At 52.6% G+C, this 24,980-nt stretch carries 24 protein-coding genes; 14 read left to right on the top strand and 10 right to left on the bottom strand.

Annotated features, from left to right (window positions below; all coding sequences use genetic code 11):
- Positions 1–26: 26 nt before the first annotated feature.
- Positions 27–2,180 carry an S-layer homology domain-containing protein gene (locus tag QJQ48_RS10600; protein WP_346291202.1) on the bottom strand — a complete coding sequence of 718 codons (2,154 nt, stop codon included), beginning with the start codon at positions 2,178–2,180 and terminating at the stop codon, positions 27–29.
- 178 nt (positions 2,181–2,358) lie between these two features.
- Here QJQ48_RS10600 and QJQ48_RS10595 point away from each other — a divergent pair, with 178 nt between their 5' ends.
- From QJQ48_RS10595 to QJQ48_RS10575, 5 genes are all read left to right on the top strand, one after another.
- Complete coding sequence (locus QJQ48_RS10595; RefSeq protein WP_346291201.1) at positions 2,359–2,679, top strand: hypothetical protein; 321 nt, start codon at positions 2,359–2,361, stop codon at positions 2,677–2,679.
- 103 nt (positions 2,680–2,782) lie between these two features.
- On the top strand, positions 2,783–3,115 hold the full coding sequence (locus QJQ48_RS10590; RefSeq protein WP_346291200.1) for a YtxH domain-containing protein: 333 nt from the start codon (positions 2,783–2,785) through the stop codon (positions 3,113–3,115).
- A 12-nt stretch (positions 3,116–3,127) separates the two neighbouring features.
- Positions 3,128–3,715: a DUF948 domain-containing protein gene (locus QJQ48_RS10585; protein ID WP_346291199.1), complete on the top strand. Its 588-nt coding sequence runs from the start codon at positions 3,128–3,130 to the stop codon at positions 3,713–3,715.
- A gap of 132 nt (positions 3,716–3,847) precedes the next feature.
- On the top strand, positions 3,848–4,663 hold the full coding sequence (locus tag QJQ48_RS10580) for a TPM domain-containing protein (protein WP_346291198.1): 816 nt from the start codon (positions 3,848–3,850) through the stop codon (positions 4,661–4,663).
- Positions 4,664–4,916: 253 nt separating this feature from the next.
- The gene (locus QJQ48_RS10575) at positions 4,917–5,546 is read left to right on the top strand and encodes a precorrin-8X methylmutase (protein ID WP_346291197.1); all 630 of its coding nucleotides are present in this window, start codon (positions 4,917–4,919) and stop codon (positions 5,544–5,546) included.
- A gap of 60 nt (positions 5,547–5,606) precedes the next feature.
- On the opposite strand, the gene QJQ48_RS10570 is transcribed toward QJQ48_RS10575, so the two are convergent.
- A complete protein-coding gene (locus QJQ48_RS10570) occupies positions 5,607–6,089 on the bottom strand; it encodes a pentapeptide repeat-containing protein (RefSeq protein ID WP_346291196.1) in 483 nt (160 codons plus the stop codon).
- Between the two features lie 458 nt (positions 6,090–6,547).
- On the opposite strand from QJQ48_RS10570, the gene QJQ48_RS10565 reads away from it, so the two are divergent.
- Positions 6,548–7,117 carry a hypothetical protein gene (locus tag QJQ48_RS10565; RefSeq protein WP_346291195.1) on the top strand — a complete coding sequence of 190 codons (570 nt, stop codon included), beginning with the start codon at positions 6,548–6,550 and terminating at the stop codon, positions 7,115–7,117.
- Here QJQ48_RS10565 and ltaE read toward each other — a convergent pair.
- The 4 genes from ltaE to QJQ48_RS10545 all read right to left on the bottom strand — a co-directional run bounded on the left by ltaE (position 7,114) and on the right by QJQ48_RS10545 (position 10,390).
- Positions 7,114–8,160: a low-specificity L-threonine aldolase gene (gene ltaE, locus QJQ48_RS10560; RefSeq protein WP_346291194.1), complete on the bottom strand. Its 1,047-nt coding sequence runs from the start codon at positions 8,158–8,160 to the stop codon at positions 7,114–7,116. The two genes, QJQ48_RS10565 and ltaE, sit on opposite strands and share 4 nt — an antisense overlap.
- 119 nt (positions 8,161–8,279) lie before the next feature.
- On the bottom strand, positions 8,280–9,017 hold the full coding sequence (locus QJQ48_RS10555; protein ID WP_346291193.1) for an SDR family oxidoreductase: 738 nt from the start codon (positions 9,015–9,017) through the stop codon (positions 8,280–8,282).
- A 188-nt stretch (positions 9,018–9,205) separates the two neighbouring features.
- Entirely contained in the window at positions 9,206–9,769 is a 564-nt protein-coding gene (locus QJQ48_RS10550; protein WP_346291192.1) for a Uma2 family endonuclease, read from the bottom strand.
- Between the two features lie 111 nt (positions 9,770–9,880).
- Positions 9,881–10,390, bottom strand: coding sequence for a DUF4112 domain-containing protein (locus QJQ48_RS10545; protein WP_346291191.1), 510 nt, complete (start codon positions 10,388–10,390; stop codon positions 9,881–9,883).
- A gap of 75 nt (positions 10,391–10,465) precedes the next feature.
- Here QJQ48_RS10545 and QJQ48_RS10540 point away from each other — a divergent pair, with 75 nt between their 5' ends.
- From QJQ48_RS10540 to QJQ48_RS10520, 5 genes are all read left to right on the top strand, one after another.
- On the top strand, positions 10,466–11,167 hold the full coding sequence (locus tag QJQ48_RS10540) for an N-acetylmannosamine-6-phosphate 2-epimerase (RefSeq protein WP_346291190.1): 702 nt from the start codon (positions 10,466–10,468) through the stop codon (positions 11,165–11,167).
- Entirely contained in the window at positions 11,167–12,207 is a 1,041-nt protein-coding gene (locus QJQ48_RS10535; RefSeq protein ID WP_428843043.1) for a S66 peptidase family protein, read from the top strand. The genes QJQ48_RS10540 and QJQ48_RS10535 overlap by 1 nt, the downstream gene beginning before the upstream one ends.
- 123 nt (positions 12,208–12,330) lie before the next feature.
- Entirely contained in the window at positions 12,331–13,626 is a 1,296-nt protein-coding gene (locus QJQ48_RS10530; protein WP_346291188.1) for a Glu/Leu/Phe/Val family dehydrogenase, read from the top strand.
- Positions 13,627–13,723: 97 nt separating this feature from the next.
- Positions 13,724–15,442 carry a dynamin family protein gene (locus QJQ48_RS10525; RefSeq protein WP_346291187.1) on the top strand — a complete coding sequence of 573 codons (1,719 nt, stop codon included), beginning with the start codon at positions 13,724–13,726 and terminating at the stop codon, positions 15,440–15,442.
- A 458-nt stretch (positions 15,443–15,900) separates the two neighbouring features.
- Positions 15,901–17,184, top strand: a complete 1,284-nt coding sequence (locus QJQ48_RS10520) for a glycosyltransferase family 4 protein (RefSeq protein WP_346291186.1) — start codon at positions 15,901–15,903, stop codon at positions 17,182–17,184.
- 46 nt (positions 17,185–17,230) lie between these two features.
- Here the strand turns inward: QJQ48_RS10520 and QJQ48_RS10515 are convergent, their stop codons facing one another.
- The 4 genes from QJQ48_RS10515 to QJQ48_RS10500 form a co-directional block, all read right to left on the bottom strand.
- Positions 17,231–18,151 (bottom strand): MBL fold metallo-hydrolase, encoded by a 921-nt coding sequence (locus QJQ48_RS10515; RefSeq protein ID WP_346291185.1) that lies wholly within the window; start codon positions 18,149–18,151, stop codon positions 17,231–17,233.
- Positions 18,152–18,485: 334 nt separating this feature from the next.
- Positions 18,486–19,004 carry an inorganic diphosphatase gene (locus QJQ48_RS10510; RefSeq protein WP_346291184.1) on the bottom strand — a complete coding sequence of 173 codons (519 nt, stop codon included), beginning with the start codon at positions 19,002–19,004 and terminating at the stop codon, positions 18,486–18,488.
- 191 nt (positions 19,005–19,195) lie between these two features.
- The gene (locus QJQ48_RS10505) at positions 19,196–19,381 is read right to left on the bottom strand and encodes a TLTLP motif-containing protein (protein WP_346291183.1); all 186 of its coding nucleotides are present in this window, start codon (positions 19,379–19,381) and stop codon (positions 19,196–19,198) included.
- Positions 19,382–19,667: 286 nt separating this feature from the next.
- Positions 19,668–20,063: a resolvase gene (locus QJQ48_RS10500; protein WP_346291182.1), complete on the bottom strand. Its 396-nt coding sequence runs from the start codon at positions 20,061–20,063 to the stop codon at positions 19,668–19,670.
- Between the two features lie 250 nt (positions 20,064–20,313).
- Here QJQ48_RS10500 and QJQ48_RS10495 point away from each other — a divergent pair, with 250 nt between their 5' ends.
- From QJQ48_RS10495 to QJQ48_RS10485, 3 genes are read left to right on the top strand one after another with little or no spacing between them, the layout of a single operon-like run.
- A complete protein-coding gene (locus QJQ48_RS10495; protein WP_346291181.1) occupies positions 20,314–21,567 on the top strand; it encodes an ABC transporter substrate-binding protein in 1,254 nt (417 codons plus the stop codon).
- 16 nt (positions 21,568–21,583) lie between these two features.
- Complete coding sequence (locus QJQ48_RS10490; protein ID WP_346291180.1) at positions 21,584–22,453, top strand: branched-chain amino acid ABC transporter permease; 870 nt, start codon at positions 21,584–21,586, stop codon at positions 22,451–22,453.
- Between the two features lie 2 nt (positions 22,454–22,455).
- Positions 22,456–24,921 carry a branched-chain amino acid ABC transporter ATP-binding protein/permease gene (locus QJQ48_RS10485; protein WP_346291179.1) on the top strand — a complete coding sequence of 822 codons (2,466 nt, stop codon included), beginning with the start codon at positions 22,456–22,458 and terminating at the stop codon, positions 24,919–24,921.
- The last annotated feature ends 59 nt before the right edge of the window (positions 24,922–24,980 follow it).

The raw sequence follows: 24,980 nt of genomic DNA, 5'->3' as shown, positions 1-24,980 counted from the left end.
CCACCATACAAATTTACGATGCTTTGTCAGGTGACAACGTAGGCAGAGGTCAGCGGAGTCAGCCGCTGTAGGGCGACTAACGTTTGGTAAACCGTGGCGCAAACCTCCGCTCGCGTCGCCACGCTATTGGGATTTAGCGCTCTGAGGTTGGGATAGTTGACTACCAGCTGCAGTTCCGTTGCTTTAGCCACAGCCGGACGGGCATAGGCCGGAATAGCCGCTTCATCCTGATAGAAATCGAGGCGGCTCAGGTTGACGGCTCCTTGATCTAACAGATTCAGGCCGCTGATTAAGGACAACCAAAGCTGCAGCCGCAGAATGTTTTGACTGGGGCCAAAAGTTTGATCGGGAAAGCCGGAGAGGAAGCCGCCGCGATAGGCTTGCTGAATAGCGATCGCCGCCCAGCTATTGGGGGCAACATCTCTAAACTGGGTAGCAGGGCGACGGGGGGTTAGCTCAAAAGATTTGGCTAAAAGAGCGGCATATTGCGCTCGGGTCATGGGGCGATTGGGCTGAAAACTGCCGTCAGCAAAACCGTTAATTAGATCCTGATTGGCTAAAGCCCGGATAAAATTGGCAGCCCAGTGACTTTCGGTGTCGCTGAAGAGGGGAAGTTCCGTATTGGGCCGGACAATATAGGCTGATTCGAGCGCTGGCAGTCGTCCCTGGATGACTAAGCCCTGATGAACCAGCGCAGCTATCTCGGCCCGGCTGATAGCAGTTAGGGGCTGTAGCTCCAACGGCTCAGGGTAGTTGACCACGAGTCGGTGCTGGGTCGCGGCGGCCAGAGCATCAACCGCATAGCTGGGAATTTGGGCGCGATCGCGGTAAATAATCAGCTGATTAGCATTGGCCTGTCCTAGCTTGAGGCCGTTTGCCAGGGCCACGATTGCCTGGATCCGGGTCAGGGGCTGATTGGGCCGAAAGGTGCCATCGGGAAAGCCACTGATAAATCCTTGGGCTTGAGCCTGATAGATCGCCTGTCTGGCCCAAAAGCGAGTGGAGACATCGCTAAAGCGGGTTTGAGTACCACTAGAGCCAGTATTGAAGCTAGCAGTTACTAGGGCGGCAAACTCGGCTCGCGTCACCTGCTGGTTGGGCCGGAAGGTACCATCGGGAAAGCCGCGAATCAGCGATCGCGCGGCTAGCTGATCGACAAATTCTCCGGCCCAGTGTCCCAGCAAATCGGCAAAGCGGCTGGAGCCTACCGGGCGGGGTGACTCAGGCGGCTCTTCTAGCTTGATCGGTTCTGCAACTGGCTCGACCTGACCCAGCAAGACTGCTGGCACCGCGATCGCAGCGGGAATCTGACTGGCTGCCAGCGCCACCCGGCCCTGAACACGGCTGAGACTGAACTGGTTGCCAACGGAGACTAAAGGCGATCGCCCCTCGTAGCGCAAATCAGCTTGCCGACTTAGCCGCACTACATTAGCGCCCTCATCCTGCGGCTGGCCCAAATCAGGCTGGGCCTGATCGAGCACGGCAATGCCATCTTCTTGACTATTATCAATCTGGTTGCGGCGCAGTACGGGCCTAGCTGTGCGAGACACGACAATGCCGCTGCGATTGTCTAGAAAGCGGTTCTCTGCCACTAAGGGAGCGGCTTCGTCACTGATAGCCAACGCATAGCCCGTATTGCGGAAAAGATTGCGCCGAATCTCTCCTTTGCTGTTGCGCAGCACAGAAATGCCGCTAGCGCCATTTTCAACCAGCAGATTATCTAAGATCAGCGGTTTGCCATTGCCCGTGATCAAAATGCCGTCGCGCCGACAGCGAATGAGCTGACAGCGGGCCACTAGTGGCCCGGTAGACTCGATCCACAATCCTGTACCTCGCTCAGACGGATTAGTGATGCTAAGACCGCGAATCTGAACGTTTTCGGCTAGCTGCAGCGTCGTGTTTTGCTGCCGAAAGGTGGGGCTGTTGTAATAACCGCCGCCGCTGATCACTGTTTGAGCGCCCTGGTTGGCTTCATCTCCTAGCAGCGTCACCTGCTGAGGAATGACCAGAGGAAACTGTTCGCCCGTTTCTACGCTGTAGCGCCCTGGCAGGAGCTTAATCACATCGCCAGCACTCACCTGCCGCAGCGCCTGGGTGATGGACTTGAGGGGCTGACTGAAGCTGCCCGTGGCGCGATCGCTGCCCTGAGTCGAGCTGACATAGATAATGGTCGCACTCATCCAATTTTTCTCCCTGGCAGAGGTTCTATCGACAGAGCTTGATTGGGACAGTGGCTACTATCAAGCCATAATCTAGAGTATGGGGGGAGTTTTTGCCCAAAATTCTTTAATCAGACTACTGGCTTGGAGAATCTGACCTAGCCAGTTAAGGTGGAGGCAGGCTTGACGGGAGACAGATATGCTCGCCTTTGTAATTGGCTTTAATTTGGTGACAGCGCTGATTTGTCTGTTGATTACCTGGCGGCTGTGGCAGCTACGGCAGGGATGTGTGGAGCTAAGCTATCAGCTGCAAATCTGGACTCAAGAAGCTGAGCGAGCGCTGCGCCAATCTCCCTTAGCCTTGCACCAAGGTCGCCTCGATCTGCTGCGGCTACGGCTGAAGTATCGGCAGGTGCGATCGCGGCTCTATCAGGTGCAGCAAATTTTACGCTATAGTAGCTGGCTCTATCAGCTTTGGTGGCGCTACCGCCAGCGTCGTACTGATCAGTATGTCCGGTAAACTGTTCCTGCTTAGAAACAGCTAGAAAGCGCCACAATGAAGGTATGGTTGTGAAACTAAGCCAACCCACGACCACTGCCGCAGTCGGATAGGAGAGTCACCCATGTCAAATAAAACAGGCACGTTTTTGGGAGGAGTCATTATTGGTACTGCTATTGGGGCAGTGGCCGGTATTTTGGCAGCTCCCCGTCCAGGCAGAGAAACCCGTCAACTGCTGAAGAAATCGGCGGATGCGCTGCCAGAACTAGCAGAAGATTTGTCTACCAGTATTCAGCTTCAAGCCGATCGCCTGTCTGAAACGGCTCTGCGCAACTGGGAAGGCACCTTTGTCCGTTTAAGAGAGGCGATCGCCGCTGGTCAAGCCGCTAGTCGCCAAGAACTAGAAGAGCTGCAGCAGGAGACTGCCACAGCTCACAACTCGACTGCCCAGAACTAAAAGGCAACATCTGTGGCAGCTCCTTTACTTTGGCTGGGTCTATCCATTGTGCTGTTGGCGCTGAGTCTAATCGCCATGATGCTAATGGCGCTGCCAACCCTGCGAGAGTTGGCTAAGGCGGCCCGCAGCGCCGAAGCCCTCTTTAACACGCTCAACCATGAACTGCCGCCGACGCTAGAAGCGCTCCGCCTGACTGGTGCTGAAATCACTGGGTTATCAGACGGCGTAAACAGCAGCATTCATCAAGCGAGCCATGTGGTTAAACAGGTTGATCAGGGACTCCATCAGGCCAAGCATCAGGCCAAGCAAGCAGAGCGGCTCACCCGCAGCTTTTGGGTTGGCTGCAAGGCTGCCTGGAAAACGCTGGCCCGTCCCGCTCGCCCTGCTCAGATGCGCCGCCGTTCGGCTGTCCCACCATCGCCCCATCCCCCGGCGAGTCAGTCGTCTGCTGTCTCTAATCGGCCAAAGCCTATTTTGCCTGAGTCTTTGACGCCAGTAGATGCTGCTAGTCTATCCCCCTCTCCTGAAGCGACTCAGCCAACTTCGCCCCCTGCAGAGAAGGTTGAGGCTGCAGACGCTGCCCATCCATCTCCTGAGTAAGATTGACTGCGATCGCCTTGCTCCTTAATATTAGAATTAAGTAAATAAGTGTTAACAATCTATTGAATTACCTGCGGGTTCTTTAAGATTAGCTATTTTCCTCCCCCTACTATCCACATTTGCAATCGGTTCATGGGCAACTATTTAAGACACTTCTTTCATCGTCGGTTTTTAGTGCTGCTGGTGGCGGTTTTAGCTTCGCTATCAACCTGGTTCGTGGCTCCAGCGGCAGAAGCTTTTGACAACCCAGAATTGCTGCCAGAGGAAGAGACTGTCGTCATCGATTTAGCCAAATCCCTGACCGATGCTCAAGAAGACTACCTCAACCAGCACCTTTCCCAGTTTGAGGCAGAAACTGGTTGGAAGCTGAGAGTGCTCACCCAGTACGATCGCACACCAGGCCGAGCGGTCAAGGACTTCTGGGGGCTAGATGATAAAAGTGTTATGCTCGTGGCCGATCCGCGCGGCGGCAATCTGCTCAACTTCAGCGTTGGCGATGATGTCTATCAGCTCTTGACGCGCACCTTCTGGATCGAGCTGCAAACCCGCTATGGCAACCAGTTTTTTGTGCGAGACAATGGCGAAGACAATTCCATTATTCAGGCACTCTCTTCGATTGAAGATTGCCTGCGACGCGGGGGCTGCGCGGTGGTGCCTGGGTTGCCCCGCGAACAGTGGATTCTGACCCTGGTCACTTCAATTGTAGGCGGCGTGATTTGCGGCTTCGCGGCCCATCCTCGCAAGAAAGGGCAGGTAGTTGCGTGGCAGTGGATGCTGATTTTCTCACCCCTGTGGGGAATTTTGTTCATTGCGTTTGGGTTAGGCCCGGTGGTGTCCCGAACGAGTGACTTGCTGCCTGTTGTACGTAACGTCACGGGTTTCCTGATTGGGTTGCTGGTAGCCTATCTTACGCCTGCCTTTAATCAGTCCTCGCCATCTGAAACTTAGACGGGTAAGCATCAGACAAAGTCTAGGCAACAGCCTAACTAATCGCTTATTATCTATCCCCCCTGTTCTTGGCTGATAGCCGCGGGCAAGGGGGATTGCTGGCACTGAGCCGTCGGAATTGAGCCGAGTTGGCCACACGCTAAGCTATGATTGCTTCAGACAATCCGATACTATGTCTAGCTAGCGGAGTGAGTAGGGACATATCTAAGCGATCGCCGCTTTAAGCACATGCATTTGAGTTGATAGGTTTCACATGGAATGGCACGTTACTGATGCCCAGAGCTTGAGAGTGATCGATCGCGAAATCGGTGAGCACAGCTTTTCGCCTTCAGAGTATGAGATTGTCCGCCGGGTTATCTATGCGACTGCCGACTTTGAATATAAATCTTTGATACAGTTTTCAGAGCAGGCGCTGCAGTCAGGCGCTGCCGCTTTGGCGGCTAGAACTACGCTGATTGTGGATGTGCCTATGGTACAGGTAGGCATCAGTTCAACGATTCAGAGTACCTTTGCCAACCCGGTCTACTGCAGCATGGATGCGCTCACCCGGCCTCAAAAAGATAAAACCAAAACCGCTTGGGGCATTGAGACTCTAGCTAAACGCTATCCGGAAGGAATTTTTGTGATAGGCGAGTCGCAAACAGCTTTAGAAACGCTGGTTGATCTCATTGAGGCGGAAGAGGTTAGACCCGCCCTGATCGTAGCTGCACCGGCAGGTTTCTTAGATGTTGACGTGCTCAAGACTCGGCTGCAAGACTGCTTTGTGCCCCACATTCGGATTCAGGGTCGCAAAGGGAATGCCGTGGTGGCGACGGCAATTATGACTGGGCTAGTTGATTTAGCTTGGAATGCGTACGGGCAAGAAGCCGCCCATAAAGTTTAGGGACACGACAGGCCGCGTCCCCACTTCAATTTAGCTACGCAAATGCTTAGCTATGCAGGTTTAGGGACAATCTCGATTCTCAATCGCACCGTCGGGCATTGTGGTCTGACAGAAAGTGACCTTCGTGCGATTAAGCCCCCGTAGATTGGCATCTTTGAGATTAGTGCCCGTGAGATTGGCCGTACCGAGGCGAGAGCCAATCAGCACCGAACCTGTCAAATCGGCATCTTGCAAATTAGCGCCGTTAAAATCAACTTTGGTCAGAATAGCTGCTCTCAGGTTGGTACCGATAAGCTGAGCATTACTGAGGTCAGCTCCATTGAGATTGACGCCCTCCATGTTAGCCCCGCTGAGATTGGCATCTGTTAGATAGGTCAGCGTCAAATCGGCTTTTCTGAGGTTAGCGTCTTTCAGATTGGCTCCAATAAGAGAGGACACTTTGAGATTGGCTTCGCTTAGATCGGCTCCCTGCAGATCTGCCTCAGTCAGAATGCAAACCGGGCAATCTTTGGTGTCAAGCAGTACCTCAATATCAGACTGCATGGCAGCTCTGCTTGGTAAAGCAAACGAAAAGATTGCTAAGAGTGTAAAACAAAAGGCTAGAAGTTTAAGTTTCATGCAGCTCCTCTGCGCGATCGCCCACTTTATTCTCCCATTGAATCTGGGGGTTTTGAGTGGAGTTCCATTGCAATCTATGACTATTTTTTGAGATTTGCAAAAAAATGGCGGTTAGCTCAGGTGAATGGGGAACAAGTCTAATCCCCAATAGTCTCTAAAGATAGTCAGTTACAAAAAACCTGCAAGCGCTATCCTCGGTTTATAAAACAGGCGGCGATCGCTATTATTTTAGGTAAGTCATTATTAGTTAACCCCTGATTTTATTCTGCATATTCTCACTGTTTTCTCAGGATTATTTGCCATATTAAAGCTAGAAGCTAGCTGGAATCTTGGAGCTGTTTTACCTTCTCAGCAATCTTTAATCGATCCGTTCAGAGGTCATCATGAAACGAGTTCTTTTGGGTGGACTATCAACATTATTGGTACTAACACCCACCGCCTGGGTGCAGGCGCAAACGCCTAGCTTTGAAAGCTTGCCAAGTGCGCAAGTACGAAATTCAGCTCAGCTCAGCGCCGTACTGGCTCAGCCAGAGACGCTTTATTTAGAAGATGATACGGTGCACGAGTACGATCTGCAGCTAGAGAGTGCGGCGGTGATTGGCGGTGTTAGTGTGCCGGCAGGCGCTACGATTCGCGGTGAGTTCCGGCCTGTGGAAGGAGGGCTGCAGTACGTGGCTACCGGAGTTGAAGCCAACAGCCGTCTCTACCGGGTAGAGGCCGAGTCTGGCGTTCTGCATGATGTTAAAGACCCGCGTGAAACTTCTATCGGCTCGGTGCTGACCGACGCCGCTATTGGGGCGGCAGGTGGTTTAGTGCTGAGTGAAATTTTGGGCGATATTGACCTGGTTGAAGTCCTGGGCGGAGCCGCAACTGGAGTCATTATTGGCAATACGACTGCTCAGCGAGTCGTGGTGATCAAACCCGATCAGGAAATTGTGCTGCAAACGCTTTAGGCCGATTCAACTGCTGCTTTGACTGCGTCAATTAGCGCCTCAACATGCGTGGGTTGAATCCAGTAGTGAGTGACAGCCCGCAGTTGGCGATCGCCATAAACGCCCAGCTTAATTTTGGCTATTTGCCAAACTTTGGCCGCCAGCTTTTCGGCAGTTAAGGGAATAGCCTCATCTAAAGTAAAGAAAACCAGGTTGGTTTGCACGGCGCTGGGGCTAATAATGATCCCGGAAACCTCGGCTAATCTCTGAGCTAGATGCTGGGCGTTGGCATGATCTTCCTGCAAGCGCTGGCTCATCGTTTCTAAAGCAATGATGCCTGCGGCAGCCAAAATGCCTGCCTGCCGCATCCCACCGCCTAGCAGCTTGCGGTAGCGGCGAGCCTGGGCAATAAAATCGCGATTGCCCACTAATACCGATCCCGCAGGAGCACATAGCCCTTTGCTTAAGCAAATACTGACAGAATCTACCGGCTGAGCCATTGCTGATGGCTCAACGCCCAAGGCGGTCGTGGCATTAAAAAGTCTGGCCCCGTCTAAATGGACTTTAAGCTGATGGCGATCGCTGAGCTGCCGTATCGCCGCAAAATAATCAACGGGAATAGCGGCTCCATTATTACCGCCAGAGCTATTTTCAGTGCAAATCAGACGGCTGCGGGGCCAGTGCGGATCATCGCCGCGCACGGAAGCCTCAATCTGGTCGAGATCCATGCGTCCAATTGAATCTGTTGGCAAGGGCAGAGGCGTCACACCGCCGAGTACCGCCGCGCCGCCTGCCTCCCAGCAAAAGGTGTGAGCATCGCGGCCCATGATAATTTCATCACCGCGTTGGGTATGCGTCAGGGCCGCAATTAGATTTCCCTGAGTGCCGCTGCTGACGAATAAACCTGCCGCTTTGCCTAGTTTCTCTGCGGCTAATTCTTCTAAAGCATTAACGGTTGGATCTTCACCGTAGACATCATCACCCACATGAGCCTTAGCCATCGCCTCGCGCATTTCTGGGGTCGGCCAGGTGACGGTATCGGAGCGAAAATCGACAATATCCATGCTGGGTCTAGGTTGACGATGTCTTTAGGCTTTTCCCATACTAATCAATCGCCTATACTCAACGCTGTGACGACAGGCATAGGCAATTGATTCAGCTAAAAAGCTGGGGCGTACTTGAACTACATCTCTTGCTGGGTTGGCCGAATGATCATTTCGTTCACGTCTACTTCGGCAGGCTGCTCGATGGCGTAGGCAATGGCACGGGCGATCGCGTCGGCATCAATGGCCATTGAATAGAGCTGATTGACGTTGTCGGCGGTTTCGTCATGACTGATAGTGCTAGGCAGCTCGGTATCTACAGCGCCAGGAGAAATATTGGTCGAGCGGATCTCGCCCTGAGATTCGAGCCGGATACCTTCTGAAAGGGCGCGGACGGCAAATTTGGTGGCACAGTAGACTGCTCCTGACGGAAAGACCGTATGACCCGCCACGGAGGAGAGATTCACGATATGGCCGGCTCCTTGTTCGCGCATGGTAGGCATCACCGCCGCGATGCCGTACAGAACGCCTTTAATATTGACATCCACCATCTGATCCCACTCATCTACCTTGGTTTGCTCCAGCGGTGAAAGGGGCATCAATCCGGCATTATTAACCAGCACGTCGATGCGACCATAGGCTTTCTGCGTGGCTTCAGCCAGCGCTTGCACCTGAGCGCGATCGGTTACGTCTGTGACCTGATAGGCCGCCGTACCGCCGCCTTGCTCTAACTCATTGACTAGTGACTTCAATCTTTCTTCACGGCGAGCCGCTAGCATCAGCTTGGCCCCTTGACCTGCTAAACGACGGGCGGTGGCTTCCCCTAAACCGCTGCTAGCGCCAGTAATAATCACAACTTTATTAGCAATTCCAGACATATTAGCTCCTGATAAATATTTCCATTGAGCTGAGCGGGGCTACGCCGCTATCATTTGCTCAAAATTAGAACGCTATCTGGTATAACCTTTATGTCACGGGCTAGCCCACCCCCAAAAGGCGTAATGACACTGCCTCGGTTCTACGCTAAGGATCCTGATCTCAGTCGGACAAAGTTGGGTTAACGGTACTAGTTGAGTAAATCAGCCATCGCGATCGATATTTCTGGAAAAGCCAAGCAGCTTAAAGACTGATCGCATTGATCGCAGCCATAAGCTTTGACGGTCTGATACTTGCCTGACAAAGGCTGCTGGTAAACACTCAGGGCTGAATGCTCTATGTCAATTAGCCAGACTTCTATAACATTTTGCTGAGCGTAAAGCGGTACTCTGACTTGCCGGTCGTACTCTAGGGAAGAATCGGCCACTTCTACGATTAAAAAAATGTCTGCTGCGGTCGGATGCTGAGTGGCATAGAAATCTGCCTTGGGATGCAGTAGGGCAATGTCCGGCTGAGGTTCAGAGCGATCGCCGAGCTGGACCGGATTTTGGACTCGAACAATGGCCTTGTCTCCAAACTTCCTAAAGAAAAGTTGGGCAGCGCGATCGACACAGGCTGCGTGACGAAAACCAATTGCAGCTACAGTGATGACTTCTCCCTCAATTAACTCGATCCGTTCATCGGGTGTAAATATCCCAGCCTCAGCCATCTGGTGATATTGGGCAACCGTAAACGAACGTTTTAAGACTTGCATCACAAGGTTCGATGTCTGAATATTTGGCCAATGTCTCAATCTTAGTTGTGAGCTGAGGGAAGCAAAATTTCGTGTAGTGAATTGACCCAGCTAAAACAGTGCAAGCTGGCCCTATCCTCCGACCAAGGCTCGCCAAACAAACTGCACTACCAAAATAGCGAAAGCCGCTACGCCGATGATGGCGGCAATCAGCAGCGCCACAATGATCACAAAGAAAAACTGATTGGGACGGCGGGTGGACTGGGGCTGCTGGAGATGCTGTTCAATTAGGGTGACGTTACGGGCATTGGCTTTCCACACCACATCAAATAGATCACCAATGGTGGGAATCGTGCCGGCCACGACCTCCAGCAAGATATTAAAGGCCATGCGCCCTAACGTCGCCGTGGGTATGCCTAAACGATAGGCTTCTACCAGAATATAGACCGACATTAGCCCGGTGAGTAAGTCCCCGCCGCCCGGCAGCAGACCAATAATCGGATCGAGACCAATGCGATAGTTAAGCCCCGGAAGGGTAATGGAATTATCCAGAATGCGGCTGAGGCTGCGGACGCGCTTCAGGCGCTCTAGGCGGGCCGGAGATAGGGATGGCGGCAGCGGACGAGATTGAGGCGACGACATGGCACAAAAGCCGATAAAATCTGCTTTGAAGCATACAACGGCGATCGCGCAAAAGAATCTATCAATTGGCTAGCAATGACACCAGTTTTCTCGGTTATTGAACAGCTTAAGGGTGGACTCGTTGTTTCTTGTCAGGCGCCTCCCGATTCTCCTCTGTTTAATTCTGAGGTGATTGCGGCAATGGCTCACGCGGCTATACTCCGGGGAGCTGTGGGAGTCCGCATTGATACGCCGACGCATGTTCATGCAGCCCGGCAGCGGCTAGAAGCGCCAATTATCGGCTTGTGGAAGCAGCAGATGCCCGGCTACGAAGTGTATATTACGCCCCAGTTTCTGCACGCCGAAGCGATCGCGGTGGCCGGAGCCGACATTATTGCTATTGACGCCACCCAGCGCGATCGCCCCAACGGTGAGACGGTCAGCAGCCTGATTGAGCAAATTCATACTGAGCTCCATAAACCCGTAATGGCAGATGTGGATACTCTAGAGGCGGCGATCGCGGCAGCAGCAGCCGGAGCCGATCTCATTGGCACGACTCTCTACGGCTACACCACTGCCACCCAGCCGGGCCACCCCCCCGGCTATGAGCTGCTGACTGAGCTAGTCGCTAAGCTTGACGTCCCAATTTTGTGTGAAGGCGGCATTGCCTCTCCGGCTATGACGGTTGAGGCGCTCAAGCGAGGTGCTTACTGCGTTGTCGTCGGAACTGCAATTACCGGAATTGACCTGCAGGTGCAGAAATACTGTCAGGCGATCGCGGAGCTGACCTACCAATGATGCAGCGACGGCACTTTTTATTAGCAGCTTTAACTACCTGGGCAACAGTTGCCCTGCCGCCCTGGCAAAGTCAGGCCGCTACCCCTTCTACCGTTAAACCGCCTCGGCTTGACCCTGGCAGCACCGTAGGCATTATCAGCCCGGCAGGTGCTACCTTTCGCCAAGAGGAGTTAGATATCGTGGTAGATGCTGTGCGAGGCTTAGGGCTGGTGCCTAAACTGGCTCCGCATGTTCTGGCTCGCTACGGCTATCTGGCCGGGCAAGACCGCGATCGCGCGGCGGATATCAATCAGTTTTTTGCCGATCCAGCGGTGGCGGCACTGCTACCTATTCGCGGTGACTGGGGCAGCAGCCGAGTCTTGCCCTACTTAGATTACGAGCAGATTCGGCAAAATCCGAAGATCATTGTCGGCTTTAGCGATATCACGGCGCTGTTGCTGGGCATTTATGCTCAGACTGGACTAATTACCTTTCATGGGCCTCATGGATTAACGGCTTGGCGGCCCGACCAGGTAGAGCCGTTTCGTCAGGTTTTGTTTGAGGGGCAGGCGCTGACGTTTACAAATGCAGTGGCGGCAGAAGATCGCGATCGCCTCATGCCGGTGCGCAACCGCATCCAGACGATTACCCCCGGACGCGCGACAGGCAGACTGATTGGCGGCAATCTCTCAGTCATTGCTGGTATTGTCGGCTCGCCCTATATGCCTGATCTGACAGGTGCGGTTTTGTTTCTAGAAGATGTGGGAGAAAGTATTTACCGGATCGATCGGATGTTGACCCAGCTCAAGCTAGCGGGCGTTTTTGAGCAGCTAGCCGGATTTGTGTTTGGTCAGTGCACCAACTGCGGCCCTGGAAATGACTACGGCTCTCTGACTTTGGAAGAAGTTTTGCAAGATCACATCGCGCCTTTGCAGATTCCGGCCTGGATGGGAGCCGCCATTGGTCATGTGGAGCCAATTCTGACTCTACCACTGGGTCTGGAAGTGGCGATCGATGCCACAGCAGGCACTATTGAAATGCTGGAACCCGCTGTTATGTAGCGCTCTCTAAAGTTCTCTTTCGTTTTTGGCTCAGGGGCGATTGCAGGCGTCACAATCAAAATAGTAGTCATTGATACCAAATGGCGCCAATGACCTAGTTATCGCTACAAATAGGTCGTTTCTATGACAAATACGCTGCTGTCGGATGCCAACCGTCGCCTAGAACGCGCCCTCAAGTACGCTCATATTTCAGACGATGCCAGTGAGCGACTGCGCTTTCCCAAAGCCAGCCTTAAAGTTTCGATTCCGGTACGGATGGATGATGGCTCGCTGCGGGTGTTCGAGGGCTATCGGGTGCGCTATGACGATACGCGCGGCCCTACGAAGGGCGGCATTCGCTTCCATCCCAAGGTGACGATGGATGAGGTACAGTCTTTGGCCTTTTGGATGACATTTAAGTGCGCGGCGCTGAATCTGCCACTGGGCGGTGCTAAAGGCGGCATCACGCTCAACCCCAAAGAGCTGTCTAAGTTTGAGCTAGAGCGTCTGAGCCGGGGATATATCGATGCGATCGCTGATTTTATTGGCCCCGATGTGGATATTCCGGCCCCCGACGTTTACACCAATGCCATGATTATGGGCTGGATGATGGATCAGTACAGCATCATCCGCCGTCAGCGCAGCCCGGCAGTCATTACGGGCAAGCCCATTGGTATGGGGGGCAGCTTAGGCCGTGACACCGCTACCGGAACGGGCGCTTTTTATGTGATAGAAGCGATGATGCGCAAGTTCGACAAACCGCCCCAGGAAACAACCGTGGCCGTGCAGGGCTTTGGCAATGCTGGCAGCGTCATTGCCCAATGCCTGTTTGATGCAGGCTACCGGGTGGTGGCCGTCAGCGACTCGCAGGGGGGCGTCTACTGCCCCAAGGGGCTGGATATCCCCAGCATTCGCCAGTTCAAGTCCTCAACTCGCAGCGTCAAGGCCGTCTACTGTGAGGGCACAGTCTGCAACCTAGTGGATAACTATTCGACCTTAACCAACCAGGAGCTTTTAACACTGGATGTCGATATCTTGGTGCCCGCAGCTTTAGAAAATCAGATTACTGAAGTGAATGCATCGAATGTGCAAGCTAAGTATATTTTTGAGGTTGCCAACGGGCCAATTTCTTCTAGCGGCGATCGCATTTTGGAAGCAAAGGGCATCTATGTTTTTCCCGACATCTTAGTAAACGCCGGCGGGGTGACTGTGAGCTACTTTGAATGGGTGCAAAATCGCAGCGGTCTGTATTGGACATTAGATGAAATCAACCGTCAGCTCAAGCAGCGAATTATGACTGAAGCAGCGGCTATCTGGCAGATTGCCCAAGAGTTAGCCATTCCACTGCGAACGGCGGCCTACGTTCACGCGCTAGAGCGCCTCGGCCAAGCTCTTAACGCCAAAGGCACACGGGAATATTTCACTGACTCTCGTTTCTAAACTAACGCTTTGTCGGCATCAGCCTTAAGCGGGTGTTGCTAGCTCTGCAAACACAGTAAGCTGACATCGAACTCTGTGAAATAACTGTGCCTGTATCATGAGCCGCTCGATTCTCGATCCGCAACTACAGCAGCAAAAACAGCGCTTAGATAGCTTGCTGGAGGCGATCGAGCAGCTAGCGATGACGATGCAGTCAGGCTCAATTGTGCAAACCGTGCAAAGTCTGCGGGAAAATGTGAGCCAGCCGTTTTTGTTTGTTGTGATTGGAGAAGTTAAGGCGGGCAAAAGCAGCTTCATCAATGCCTTGCTAGGGGCAGAAATTTGCGAAGTGGGAGCCGATCCGCGCACAGCCGTGGTCAGCAAAATTATCTATGCCGATCATCCCTACACTACTGAACTGAAGCCTGATCAGCTACACGAAGTTGGCCGACCTGAGCAGATTTTGCAGTCTTTAGCCATTGTCGATACTCCCGGCACCAACAGCCCGTTTCGTCAGCACGAAGAGACGACCCGCACATTTATTCCCAATAGCGATTTAGTCCTGTTCGTTTTCTTCGCTAAAAATCCTTATACCAACACGGCTTGGCAGCTACTAGACTACGCCGCCCAAGAATGGCAAAAGCCCGTAGCGTTTGTGCTCCAGCAGGCCGATGTTGCAACTCCCTTAGAGCTAGAGACAGCCTATCGCTACATTGAGCAAGAGGCCCAGCAGCGGGGCATTTCTCAGCCGCCAGTCTTCGCAACCTCGGCCAAGCTGGAGCAGGCCGGAGAGGTTCACACCAGCGGCTTTGAAACTGTGCGCGACTTTGTTCAAGAGACGGTGACGGGCACTCATAGCTATGGCATTAAGCTGAAGTCAGGCTTAAGCTCGGCTCAAACTATCCTGACGCACCTGAAGCAGAATCTACAGGCCCTACAGCAGCAGCTTGAGGTCGATCAAAAAGCAGTCGAAAACATTCGGCAGCGCCTGGGCCAGGGACAACAGCAGTCTCGCTATGAAATCGATTCGCTGGTAGAGCGGCTAGTCGCTCAGTATGACCGCATTACCCAGCAGGTCAAGAATGAGTTTAAGCAAGGACTCACCGTTTTTGCGCTCGCTAAGCGATCGCTGTTCTCCATTTTTAACCGCCAACAGCGGGTAGAAGCCTGGATTCAGCAGCTCAAGCAGCAATGCCAGTCAGAGCTAGAAGACTCTCTAGAGCAAACTTCTCAGGAGGGAGCCAAACATTTTCTCAAAGGCGTGCAGCAGCTAATCGATCGCCTGGTTGAAGACTTGGACGCTACGCAGCGGCAACAGCTCAAAACAGCCGAAGTTTCAATGCCGCTTTTGATTGAGCGCTACGAAGTCATTGAAGCCGTGAGAGAGCGCGTGTCTACTTTGCTAGAAGATAGCTGTTTTGCCGTTTCGGTAGCAGAACAGGCTGATGGCGTTGGTACTGGGATGGCGAGCGGTGGCCTACTGGCAGTCATTGGCGGCATTATCGCCGCCGTCACCGAGATTGTCATTTTAGATATTATTGGCAGCTTATTTATGGGAATTGGCGTTCTGTTTGCCGGTGGTATCCTGCTGGTTAAGCGAGGAGCCATCATTCAGAAGTTTGAGCAAGAACTCGATAGAGGACGGGCCAAGTTTGCCGCCGCGATCGCCGATCAGCTAACCGCTAAGCTCAGCATTACCTACGAAGAAATTGATCGCAGCTTTGCCAACTATTATCGCTATGTGGAAACCGAAGCGAACAGCATCAAGCCCTTACTGCAACAATTTGAGCAGGTTCAGCAGCAGGCGAGCAGCTTAGAAAATGACCTGAGAACCTAAATAAGTGAGAACAGATTTGTCAGATCTAGATTTATAGAAATGCTTATGGCCATGATTAACCCAGTTTGCAGCCTTATCAGCTAGCCTCTCGCCTATTTGTAAAGTATTGATTCTACGGAGGAATCCAGTTTTGCCAAGATGATACAGAACCTATCGATTGTCAGTAGAGGGTCAAGATCCCTTGATAGGCTTAAAATAGTCACCCTGTAACCTAATGACCATCAGCGGGGCACAATAAAATTGGGGGCTTCTCGATATCTCAATAAATATCGCACGTAGTCTAAAGATTCTTGTAAGGTATTTTATTTAGCTTTCATCAAGCTGGTGATACTAGATAAGTTTGATTTGCTAGTTAAGTGCCCCCTCCACTCTCAAGCCTGACTTTTTACAACCCTTTTTCTCAGTTTTCTCGACCTGAAATTTCGCTAACTCCTCTTAGGCACGGCAACTAGACGTATATGCGTATTTTGATCTACTCGTACAACTACCATCCTGAACCTATTGGTATTGCTCCCTTGATGACAGAGCTGGCGGAAGGTTTAGTCAAGCAGGGTCATCAAGTGCGGGTAGTCACTGCAATGCCAAACTACCCAGAGCGCAAGATTTATCCGGAATATCGAGGAAAGCTTTACCATACTGAAGAAATTAAAGGCGTCGTAGTTCAGCGCTGCTATGTCTCTATTCGCCCCAATCCCGGCCTAGTCACTCGCGTCTTGCTAGACGGCAGCTTTGTTGTGCTTAGCTTTCTGCAAGCACTTAAAGGCTGGCGCCCCGACGTAATCTTATCTACTAGCCCTTCCCTGCCCGCCTGCCTGCCCGTAGCTTTGCTCAAGTGGATCTATTCTTGTCCCACCGTTTTGAATCTGCAGGATATCCTGCCAGAAGCGGCTGTTCGGACGGGCCTCATTAGCAACAAATTTGCAATTCGCGTTTTTGAGATTCTAGAGAAGTTTGCCTATCGTAGCGCTACAAAAATCAGCGTCATCACCGAGGGATTTGCCGAAAACCTAATAGGCAAGGGCGTTTCCCGGGACCATATGGTCTGCATTCCCAACTGGGTTGATACAAACTTCATCCGCCCGCTGGCTAAAGACAATGCCTTCCGCCAAGCCTACAATCTGCAGAAAAAGTTTGTTGTTCTCTATTCTGGGAATATTGCTCGCACTCAGGGGATACGCACCATTATTCGAGCGGCGGCATTGCTCAAAGTCCATCCTGAAATTGCCTTTGTGATCTCTGGAGAAGAGCGCCAACTGGCCCAGCTAGACGAACTCAAGCAAGAACTCAACGCCACTAATGTTCTTTTGCTCCCGTTTGTCAGTCGCGAAGACTTACCAGAAATGTTAGCGGCCTCTGATGTGGGCTTAATCATGCAGAAACGCAGCATGGTAGGCTTCAACATGCCTTCTAAAACGCAGGTTTTACTAGCCAGCGGTCGGCCCATAATTGCTTCGGTTCCTGGAGATGGAGCGGCGGCTAAAGCCGTATCTAGGAGCGGGGGCGGACTGATTGTTCAGCCGGAAAATCCGACAAAACTGGCCAAAGCTATTCTTCACCTGTTCAAGCACCCTGAAAAAGCTACCAAACTTGGCTATCAGGGTCGCCGCCATGCTGAAACCTACTACTCATTTCATCAGGCGCTGCAGGCTTATGAAGAACTCTTTGAAGAACTCAGCGCTGTCTCTTCCAGCAGTGTCAGGACGGCTTCCAAGCCCCTCAGCGATTTCAGACATGGTCTGTAAACAGTTTGCCAGTAGGTGTTAAGCCAACTGGCGCTGACAGGCATGATTAAGCTACTTCTAGAATCATGCCTTCTCTGGCTAAGCGCGCATTGGGAAAGTCTCCCCTAATTTTCATTTCAATGCAGTCGAGCGAATCGTCATCGTGGGCTGGACTATGGTGAAACATAATCAGCTCACGGACTTTAGCTGCTTTGGCGACGCTAATCCCTGCAGCCCAGGGCGTTTCTGAGGACTGCGCCTCGCCACTTTGAGCGGCATAGTCGGCATAGGTGCCGTCGTAAATCAGGACGTCGGCCTGCTGCGCTAGGTACTGTAGATTTTGATTGCCTGCGTCTTGAACTAGCTCAGTGTCAGTAGCGTAAACCACTGATTGTCCCTGCCAGGTAATCCGGTAGCCGAGGGCGCTGGTGAGTCGATTCAGCGATACCGTTTCAATCATGACATCGTCTAGAGCAATGACGCTGCCAGCCGATATGTTGCGGAAATTGAGATGCGATCGCATCCGCTGCAGCGGCGTTGGAAAGTTAGGCTGCAGCATTTGATCAGTCAAACACTGCTTAATAGAAGCGCCGTTAGGAGCAGTCGCCCCGTAAATATGGAACTGGTTGCCTTCGGTAAAAGCTGGAATAAAGAAGGGAAATCCCTGGATTCGATCCCACTGGGTATGGGTAAAAAAGATATGGGCTTCAATATTAGATTCTTGTTTAAGGAGGTGCTTACCCAGCACGCTTAGCCCCGTGCCGCCATCGAGAATCAGCCGCTTGTTGCCCGCTAAAACTTCTACGCAGGCTGTGTTGCCGCCGTAGCGTACGGTACTGGCTCCTGGCGTTGGAATGCTGCCGCGAACTCCCCAAAACTGAATGATAAAAGAAGATCTAAGCTGCATTTCAGGGGTGAGAGAGAGTGCCGCTGAGGGTTCAGCCGCGTTTTTAGGGTCAAGTGGAGGGGAAGGAACGGAATCTAGCATTGGAAAATTGGCGGCAGCTAATTAGCAAAATGGCTGCTCGTCTCGAAATTAGGAAAAAGCAGACTCTATTGGGAACGGCATGGAAAAAGGAAAGTGCTTTCTCTGTATATACCGATAGTCGAGTGTTTTTCGGGAAAGTTTCTGGTAAATCTATCACGTAACAGCAGTTACAAAAAGATTGAGTAACCCAACGAATTACAAAAATGCTCTCAGTGAGAACCGTTAATTTGTTACGAAAGTAGGTATCCCATTTTGCATTCAGGGAAAGGCCAGCGCCGATCCTAGAACCACATTTTTAAGATACCCACTTTCAACTTATTGATATAGCTAGCGCTTAGGCTTCAGGCTTAAAGTTATCAACGCATTCTTTAATCAAAGCGCTGACTTGATCTACATTCTTCCAGCCTAGGATTTCGGTTTCTTTCTTCTCCAAATTTTTGTAAGTCTTGAAGAACTCTGCAATTTCATCTAAGCGATGAGAAGCAATGTCGCTGAGCGACTTGACATTTGCGTAACGGGGATCGGCATCCGGTACGCAGAGCAGCTTTTCGTCGCGATCGCCGCCGTCAATCATTTCCAACATGCCAATTGGTCGCGCCGCAATTACACAGCCGGGGAATGTGGGCTGATCCATCAGGACAAGTCCATCTAGCGGATCGCCGTCATCAGCCAGCGTGTTGGGGACAAAACCATAGTCACAGGGATAATGAACAGCAGAAAAAAGAACGCGGTCTAGTGCAAACGCTCCTAAATCCTTATCAAATTCGTATTTGTTCTGACTGCCAGCCGGAATCTCAATCAGAACGTTAATCAACCCAGGCTTGGGCTGAGCCGGAATACGAGATAGCTCCACTATGCTTCTCCAAAATTACTTCGATACAGACCGAGTCGGATAGGCTGCTCTGTAAGCAAGCTTATCCGGACAAACGGCTCGTTTAGAATTTTAGGCGAATTGAGGGCTAAATCCGGACAGTAGAGACAGGCTTTAAGAAAATTGTATGTTAAGTATCTGCTGGAGGCCCGCCTGACTTTATAGCGTAATCATCACTCCCTAGAGCGCAGAATTTGGTAAGCAGGCTGCTCAAACACATCAACCTTAGCGGAGGAAAAGTGGGCGATCGCAAACATGGGCAGCACTAAAGTCGTTAGAGCAATGACAAAGCCGATGAGACTGGATAGACGACTATGGGGGTGTTCAGGAGGGTTGTCAGATTGACTAGCAGATTCCATACAGAATTAAAAATTGGACACTCAAAAAGGAAGTAACGGTCTAACCAGGAAACGCTGAGGTAAAGTGACCTCACATTAACTTAGGCATTAGAGCAGACAGAGCATTTATTTAGAGAATCTTTAGATTTCTCTAAACGGACTGTATGGCTAGCTACACAATAGGTAAGTCTCCTTCCTGAATGATTTGCTTTTCTTAAAAGCTAGCACTGTTGGGCTGAGATAAACAGCGCAGAGGGACGGATCTTTGTCCTTGGTGAGGGGATCATTTTTATCGCTCCGTTTCTGGTTAGAGCTGCTGAGACTGCAGTAGCTGCCGGATACTCCCTAGCTCTGCCAAGATTTCCTTTAGCAGGCTATGGGTGACGGTTTCAGGCGACTCCTGAATTTCTATCTTCACCTGCTTAATTCCCAACACGTCCTGAGCGAAACGCGCTACTTCACTGGGATGAAACAGCAGCGGCTCATCTTTGTTGGTACGGATTTCTGGATTCAGGCAGTTTTTCTGATAGGGCGGGTTGAGATCGCTAACGTCGGTATTGGCATAGCGATAGACGGAGGCGCGGGAACGATTGAGTGCTCGCTGCACGTCGTCAACTGTCATCAGATTTTTGGAGTCGTTGAGGATGGCGCTGCGGCGATCGGGCTGTGATGAGCTAGCACTTGGGGTTGCTGAAACATCCATAGTTTTTCTTATGGCAAGACTTACTAGTATTATAGCAAGTCTCAAAAGAAAACTTATAGGTCTCAGCTTGCAGGCGCAAGGCAGGTGGAGCGATCGCGGTCTTGTTTTTAACCAGAAGCTTACTAATCGATTACTGTTGCCAAATTAGGGGCGATCGCGGATTTTGGTATCTAAACTATCCTGCTGAGACGATTCAATAGCTGGTAGGGTAAACAGAACATTTCTGAATTTAGACCTTAGGAGTGATGCAATGACGGGTAAGCAAATACGGCGGCGCGATGTTCTGAGGGGAACAGCTGGCTTCGGGGCAGCATTGCTGATCTCCAAGCTGACGGGATGTACAGCGGCAGAGACGGAGTCCCCTGAAGCAGACTCGGCCACACCGACAGAGGCTGCTGCTAGCGGAGAACCAGTGAAAGTGGGCTTAGTAGCCGCCCTCACAGGCTCTTCTGCCCTTTCTGGCGAGGCCATTACTCGCGGGCTTACGGTGGCGATTGATGAGGTCAATCGCAATGGCGGCGTTATGGGTGGGCGACCGCTGGAACTGGTCAGCCGCGACGATGAATCAACACCTGCTAAGGGTGTGGCGGCGGCCCGCGAACTGATTGAGCAAGAACAGGTGGCTGTTATTTTTGGCGGGCTAGACTCGCCGGTGTCACTGGCAATGCTGCCGGTTATTCATGAATTACAGACGCCTTACATGGGGGTTTGGGCTGCCGCCACGGGCATCACCCGCAACGATTTTGATCCCAACTATGCGTTTCGGGTTTCGGCCAATGACAATATCGTCGATCGCTTCTTGGTCAAGCACATCAGCGAGAACTACAGCGAGGTGTCTAAGGTGGGGCTGCTGCTGATTAACAATCCCTGGGGGGAATCTAATCAGTCTGGCTTCGAGGAATGGGCCCCCGAATATGATTTGGAGATCGTGGGAATTGAGAAATTCAATGACGGCGAAACCGATATTTCGCCGCAGCTCTCACGGCTGAGAGAGGCGGGGGCAGAAGCTCTGCTGATGGTAGCCAATGCCGCTCCCGGCGCTCAGGCAATGAAGTCTTTAGAGCGGTTAGATTGGGACGTGCCGGTGGTTTCACACTGGGGCATTTCTGGCGGGCGCTTTCCAGAGCTGGCCGGACAGGCAGCGGCTGACAAAGTCGTTTTTGTGCAAACCTACAGCTTCTATGGGGAGCAGGGGGAAAAAGGAGAAGCAGTACTCAGCGATCTCAAAGATACCTATAACCTCAGCGGACCAGATGAAATTTTGGCTCCGGTAGGTACGGCCAACGCCTATGATGCTCTACACCTAACGGCTTTAGCCTTGGATACGGCAGCTTCGACGGAAGGCCCCAAACTGCGAGAGGCTTTTTTCAATTTGCCGACATACGAGGGTTTGATCAAAACCTATGAGCAGCCTTTCACGCCGGACGATCACGACGCGCTCGACGAAAACGACTACGTTCTGGTGCAGTGGCAGGGGAATGAAATTGTCCCGGTAGAGAGCTAAGAAAATTTCATTGCTAATGTGGCCACAACTAATTATCTCTGGCATTGCAATTGGCAGCATGTACGGCCTGGTAGCCCTTGGCTTTCAGATGACGTTTGCCGTTTCCAAAACGATGAACTTCTCTCAGGGGGCTTCAGTGATGCTGGGGGCAGTGCTGTGTTACGTCCTCAATATTGCCTGGGGCTGGCCGCTAATCGTGGCCCTGGGGGTGACGGCGATCGCCTGCATTGGTTTTGGCCTACTGGTGGAGCGGCTAGCGGTGCGCCCCTTTGCCAAGGCGGGTTCTAATTCCTGGCTGCTGACCACAATTGCAGTGGGCATCGTTGTGGAAAATCTGGCGATGCTCACTTTCGGCAAGGAGGTGCGGGCCTATCCCTCACCACTCGCAGAGACGCCGCTGCGCATCTTAGGCGTTGGCATTTTTCCACTGGAACTGCTAATTCCAGTGGTAGGGCTAGGTATTGCTTTAGCGGTGCGGCTGCTGTTCACGCGATCGCTCTTGGGTAAGGCGCTGCAGGCCGTCAGCGAGAATCACGACACCGCGCGGCTAATGGGCATTGCGGTAGAGCCGATGGTTGCCTTTGCCTACGGCGCATCAACGCTGCTGGCGGGACTGGCGGGAATTTTGATTGCGCCGATTACGAATGTGGCAGCAACTATGGGCACCCTGCTGGGACTCAAAGCCTTTGCCACTGCTATTATCGGCGGTCTGGATAATCCCTGGGGAGTGATGGTCGCAGGCATTCTCTACGGCGTGGTGGAGGCGATCGCGGCAGGACTTTTAGGTGGCAGCTATCGAGAAATTATCGGCTTTGCGGTGGTGATTGGAGCGCTGGCGCTGAGGCCGGGGGGTCTATTTGGGCGGCAGCAGGTGAAGAAGGTATAGAAATGGGCATACGAAGCTGGATTCATTTAGCGCTGCTCATAGCGGCGATCGCGGCAGTCAGCCTAGCCCCCAATACCTATTACCTGTTCAATCTAGGCATGATTGCGGTGATGACCCTGGTGGGGGTGGGACTCAATATTCTGGTGGGTTTGTCCGGCCAGATCTCTATCGGTCATGCTGGATTTTTAGCAATTGGCGCTTATACCAGCAGCCTGCTAATGCTGCGGGCCGACTGGAATTTCTGGCCCGCTTTGGGGGCAGCCACGCTGGCAGCGGCGATCGCGGGTACTCTGCTGTCAGCCCCTACCCAGCGGGTTAAAGGCCCCTATCTGGCGATGATCACCATCGCTTTCGGCATTATTGTCGAGCAGGTGCTGATTGAGTGGGTGCCGCTAACAGGCGGCTTTGGCGGACTGAGCGGCATCCCTAAACCCGGGCTGCCGGGACTAGCTCCAACGCTGCGCAGTACGGTGATGATAGCGGCTGTGGTGGCTATTTTGGCGATCGCGGGCTTTCGCTGCTTGAAACGCCATCCTTGGGGACAGGCTTTTCAAGCGGTGCGCGATGACGAGGTGGCAGCGGCGGCGCTGGGGCTAGATCCCGTTAGAATTCGCGTGGTTGCCTTTGCCCTATCGGCGGCGCTGACAGGGCTGGCGGGCGGTTTTTTTGGGCCAGTGGTAGGGTTTGTCAGCCCAGATAGCTTTACTTTCCATCGCTCAATTTTGTTTTTACTGGCGGTGATTCTGGGGGGATTAGGGGCCGCTGAGGGGCCTTTGATTGGGGCTGTTGTCCTCGTGCTGCTGCCAGAGCTGCTAAGTGACTTCGCGGAATATCAGCTTCTATTTTTCGGTGCTCTACTGCTGCTGACGCTGTGGCTAGTACCGAGCGGCATCATGAGTTTTTTACAGCGCTTCGGGCGATCGCCAAAGCTCAGCTTTCCCCTAGAAGCGCCCCCAGAAATGCCCGCCTTTATTGCCCAGCAGCAAACCCATGAAAGCCTGCAGGTTGAGCAAGTGAGCATTCAGTTTGGCGGGGTGCGGGCTGTTGAAAAAGTCAGCCTGCGGGCCGAACCCGGCACGATTACGGCAGTCATCGGCCCCAACGGGGCAGGAAAAACGACGCTGCTGAATCTGATTAGCGGTTTCTATCAGCCTCAGTCAGGACAGGTTAAGCTCGGCGATCGCGACCTGACCCAGCTCTCTAGCGCCAAGATTGCCAGTGCCGGGGTTAGCCGCACGTTTCAGGCTACGCGGTTGTTCAATTCTCTCTCGGTGTTGGAGAATTTGTGCATTGCGCATCAGGGCAGTCAGCTTATCCCAATGGGGCAGGCAGCTAGTGGACGATCGCGGTTAGGAGAAAAAGATTTTTTAGAACTGCTGTCTTTTGTCGGTTATGGCGGTAACGTGCATACCCAAGCAGCCAACCTGCCCTTCGTCGATCGGCGGCTGGTGGAGATTGCCAGAGCGCTGGTGACAGAACCGCAGGTGCTGCTGCTAGATGAGCCTGCTGCCGGACTGAGTAAAGGCGACAAAGAGCGCCTAGCGGCGCTGCTGCGCCGAATTGCCAGCGGCGGGCTGAAGGTGATTTTAATTGAGCACGACATGGACGTGGTGATGGGAATTTCTGATACGGTCATTGTGCTCGACAGCGGTGAGCTGATTGCGGCGGGTTTGCCAGCAGATGTTCAGCGCGATCCGCTGGTTTTAGAAGCCTATTTAGGTCATGAGGGCACCGTTACAGCCCGCAGTGGACAACCGCCAGCGCATCGGCTACTGGAAGTGACGGGCTTGGCGTCTGGCTACGGCGAGCTGGCGGTGCTCAAAGACATTTCCCTGACAGTTAATCAGGGAGAACTGGTTGCCGTTATTGGCGCTAATGGCGCCGGTAAAACCACGTTGCTCAAAACCCTGGTCAATCTGATTGCCGCTCAATCGGGCAAAGTTGAATTTGCTGGTGTCCCTCTGCAGCATCCCAGCCATGAAATGAGCCGTCTAGGCATTGTGCTGGTACCAGAAGGGCGACAGGTGTTTGCGGAACTGACGGTCTACGACAATTTGCAACTGGGTGCTTTTAGCCGCCGAGACGATCAGGTTAAAGCTGATATCGAAAGTTTGCTGAAGCGATTTCCCCGCCTGCAACAGCGACGGTATCAGCGAGCGGGCTTGCTCTCTGGGGGAGAACAGCAAATGCTGGCGATCGCTCGCGGTCTGATGGCGCGGCCGCAGCTCCTGCTCTTAGATGAGCCTTCCCTGGGCCTAGCGCCTAAACTCGTGGATGAACTATATCAAATACTGGCAGATCTGCGAGATGAAGGCATGACGCTGCTGCTGGTAGATCAGATGGCCGCTACGGCCCTAGCTGTGGCCGATCGGGCCTATTTGTTAGAAACAGGCACAATCAAACGCGCTGGATCCGCTGAAGCCATGCGCAGGGATCCTACGGTGGCCCAAGTCTATTTGGGACATTAGTTTTTATACATCTACAGTATTCTCAGGGCGCGTACCTTGAGCCTAAAATTCTTTGGGAA

This window comes from Sphaerothrix gracilis Ecp01, assembly GCF_030405905.1.
In the GTDB taxonomy this organism is placed as follows: Bacteria; Cyanobacteriota; Cyanobacteriia; order Phormidesmidales; family Phormidesmidaceae; genus Sphaerothrix; species Sphaerothrix gracilis.
Note: the sequence above shows the minus strand (reverse complement) of the source record. Positions and strands in the feature narration are given on the sequence as shown.

What these genes read in the sequence shown, in the direction of transcription:
- QJQ48_RS10600 (WP_346291202.1), bottom strand. Translation starts at nt 2,180, where the DNA reads ATGAGTGCGACCATTATCTATGTCAGCTCGACTCAGGGCAGCGATCGC.
- QJQ48_RS10595 (WP_346291201.1), top strand. Translation starts at nt 2,359, where the DNA reads ATGCTCGCCTTTGTAATTGGCTTTAATTTGGTGACAGCGCTGATTTGT.
- QJQ48_RS10590 (WP_346291200.1), top strand. Translation starts at nt 2,783, where the DNA reads ATGTCAAATAAAACAGGCACGTTTTTGGGAGGAGTCATTATTGGTACT.
- QJQ48_RS10580 (WP_346291198.1), top strand. Translation starts at nt 3,848, where the DNA reads ATGGGCAACTATTTAAGACACTTCTTTCATCGTCGGTTTTTAGTGCTG.
- QJQ48_RS10575 (WP_346291197.1), top strand. Translation starts at nt 4,917, where the DNA reads ATGGAATGGCACGTTACTGATGCCCAGAGCTTGAGAGTGATCGATCGC.
- QJQ48_RS10570 (WP_346291196.1), bottom strand. Translation starts at nt 6,089, where the DNA reads ATGCAGTCTGATATTGAGGTACTGCTTGACACCAAAGATTGCCCGGTT.
- QJQ48_RS10565 (WP_346291195.1), top strand. Translation starts at nt 6,548, where the DNA reads ATGAAACGAGTTCTTTTGGGTGGACTATCAACATTATTGGTACTAACA.
- ltaE (WP_346291194.1), bottom strand. Translation starts at nt 8,160, where the DNA reads ATGGATATTGTCGATTTTCGCTCCGATACCGTCACCTGGCCGACCCCA.
- QJQ48_RS10555 (WP_346291193.1), bottom strand. Translation starts at nt 9,017, where the DNA reads ATGTCTGGAATTGCTAATAAAGTTGTGATTATTACTGGCGCTAGCAGC.
- QJQ48_RS10550 (WP_346291192.1), bottom strand. Translation starts at nt 9,769, where the DNA reads ATGCAAGTCTTAAAACGTTCGTTTACGGTTGCCCAATATCACCAGATG.
- QJQ48_RS10545 (WP_346291191.1), bottom strand. Translation starts at nt 10,390, where the DNA reads ATGTCGTCGCCTCAATCTCGTCCGCTGCCGCCATCCCTATCTCCGGCC.
- QJQ48_RS10540 (WP_346291190.1), top strand. Translation starts at nt 10,466, where the DNA reads ATGACACCAGTTTTCTCGGTTATTGAACAGCTTAAGGGTGGACTCGTT.
- QJQ48_RS10535 (WP_428843043.1), top strand. Translation starts at nt 11,167, where the DNA reads ATGCAGCGACGGCACTTTTTATTAGCAGCTTTAACTACCTGGGCAACA.
- QJQ48_RS10530 (WP_346291188.1), top strand. Translation starts at nt 12,331, where the DNA reads ATGACAAATACGCTGCTGTCGGATGCCAACCGTCGCCTAGAACGCGCC.
- QJQ48_RS10525 (WP_346291187.1), top strand. Translation starts at nt 13,724, where the DNA reads ATGAGCCGCTCGATTCTCGATCCGCAACTACAGCAGCAAAAACAGCGC.
- QJQ48_RS10520 (WP_346291186.1), top strand. Translation starts at nt 15,901, where the DNA reads ATGCGTATTTTGATCTACTCGTACAACTACCATCCTGAACCTATTGGT.
- QJQ48_RS10515 (WP_346291185.1), bottom strand. Translation starts at nt 18,151, where the DNA reads ATGCTAGATTCCGTTCCTTCCCCTCCACTTGACCCTAAAAACGCGGCT.
- QJQ48_RS10505 (WP_346291183.1), bottom strand. Translation starts at nt 19,381, where the DNA reads ATGGAATCTGCTAGTCAATCTGACAACCCTCCTGAACACCCCCATAGT.
- QJQ48_RS10500 (WP_346291182.1), bottom strand. Translation starts at nt 20,063, where the DNA reads ATGGATGTTTCAGCAACCCCAAGTGCTAGCTCATCACAGCCCGATCGC.
- QJQ48_RS10495 (WP_346291181.1), top strand. Translation starts at nt 20,314, where the DNA reads ATGACGGGTAAGCAAATACGGCGGCGCGATGTTCTGAGGGGAACAGCT.
- QJQ48_RS10490 (WP_346291180.1), top strand. Translation starts at nt 21,584, where the DNA reads ATGTGGCCACAACTAATTATCTCTGGCATTGCAATTGGCAGCATGTAC.
- QJQ48_RS10485 (WP_346291179.1), top strand. Translation starts at nt 22,456, where the DNA reads ATGGGCATACGAAGCTGGATTCATTTAGCGCTGCTCATAGCGGCGATC.